This is a genomic window from Exiguobacterium sp. UBA6309, from assembly GCF_002439205.1.
Taxonomy (GTDB): domain Bacteria; phylum Bacillota; class Bacilli; order Exiguobacteriales; family Exiguobacteriaceae; genus Exiguobacterium_A.
This window is the reverse complement of sequence record NZ_DJTL01000004.1, coordinates 1,233-2,824: the sequence shown is the minus strand read 5'-3', so window position 1 is coordinate 2,824 and position 1,592 is coordinate 1,233. Positions and strand designations below refer to the sequence as shown.

Annotated in this window: 1 protein-coding gene; it reads left to right on the top strand. The window is 45.7% G+C overall.

Annotated elements, in window-relative coordinates:
- The first annotated feature begins 62 nt into the window (after nucleotides 1–62).
- Nucleotides 63–1,466 (top strand): PLP-dependent aminotransferase family protein, encoded by a 1,404-nt coding sequence (locus B3M90_RS00100; protein WP_290781999.1) that lies wholly within the window; start codon nucleotides 63–65, stop codon nucleotides 1,464–1,466.
- The last annotated feature ends 126 nt before the right edge of the window (nucleotides 1,467–1,592 follow it).

The window sequence follows — 1,592 nt, the reverse complement described above, 5'->3', positions numbered from 1 at the left end:
TTTAAAAGTATCAGTTTATGATGATTTCAACAGGTCAGTTTATTATGAAGGAGTCATACGAGATGGACATGCTATCGTTTCAACTTACACGCGATCAAGAGAAACCACTTTATGAACAACTTTATCAACAGATTCGAAACGAAATCATCGTCGGGCGTTTAGCCTACGGCACAAAATTGCCTTCTAAACGAAAGCTCGGTCAATTCTTGAACTTAAGTCAAACGACGATTGAACTTGCTTATCAACAACTTGTCGCAGAAGGTTATGTCGAATCCATCTCGCGTAAAGGGTATTTCGTTCTTGCCTATGAGGAACTTGCTTACGTCAAAACCTCACCCGTCATCGAACCGCGTGTGACTAAAGAAAAACCGGTCATCACGTATGACTTTCATCCAAGTAAGATTGAAGGGATCTCTTTCCCGTTCACCCGTTGGCGAAAGTATGCCAAAGACATCATCGATACCGATCACCATCCACTCGTCTCGCTCGGTCATCCGCAAGGCGATCTAACGTTGCGTGAAGAGATTGCGACCTATCTTTATCACTCACGTGGTGTTGTCTGTTCTCCGGAACAGATCGTCGTCGGTTCAGGTATCGAGCAACTGTTGCCCATCGTTCTTTTCTTACTAGGACGAAACGTCACGTATGGCATCGAGGATCCCGGTTATCATACGACACGCCTCTTGCTTGAAAATCATGAACGAATGATTGAACCGATTCGTGTCGATGCGAATGGATTACGCATCGATCAACTGCAGGAATCAAATGTCGATGTCATGTATGTCACACCGGCACATCAGTTTCCGTCCGGTAGCATCCTGTCCGTCAATCGAAGACACCAGTTGTTGAACTGGGCGGCGATGGATCCGACCCGTTTTATCATCGAAGACGACTACGATAGCGAATTCCGCTATAGTGGTAAATCGATCCCGTCTCTGCACAACATGGACAGCAATCGTGTCATTTATATGAGTACCTTCTCAAAATCGCTCATGCCTTCACTACGGATCGGTTATATGGTCTTACCGGAAGTCTTACGCGCACAGTATCAAGCCGAATTATCCCATTATACCTGTAGTGTCTCGCGCTTTGATCAAACGATCTTGACACGTTTCATGAAAGAGGGCGACTTTGAACGACATCTCAATCGGATGCGTAAAGTCTATCGTCGTAAACTAGATGTGCTGATCCAATCGCTTCGTCGGATCCCTGCTTTACGGTTGACTGGCGAAAGTGCTGGACTCCATGTTGTCGTTTCCGTAGCGAACGGAATGACGGAGCAAGAGCTAGTAAAGCGGGCACAACAACAAGGCATCCAAGTATACGGTCTCTCTCAATATGCCCAGTTACCGCTTCTCTCCAATACGCCTCAAATCGTTCTTGGATTTGCGAGTCTCTCTGAGCATGAGTTGACGGAAGGATTACAATTATTGATAGACGCATGGAATCTGCATAGATCATCATAAAAAAAGCCTCGCCTTTCTGCTAGAGAAAGACGAGGCTTTTGTTTATTGACGTGTGTAGTTAGAGGCTTCTTTGGTAATTTGAATATCGTGCGGATGGCTTTCTTGCAAACCAGCGCCCGTCATACG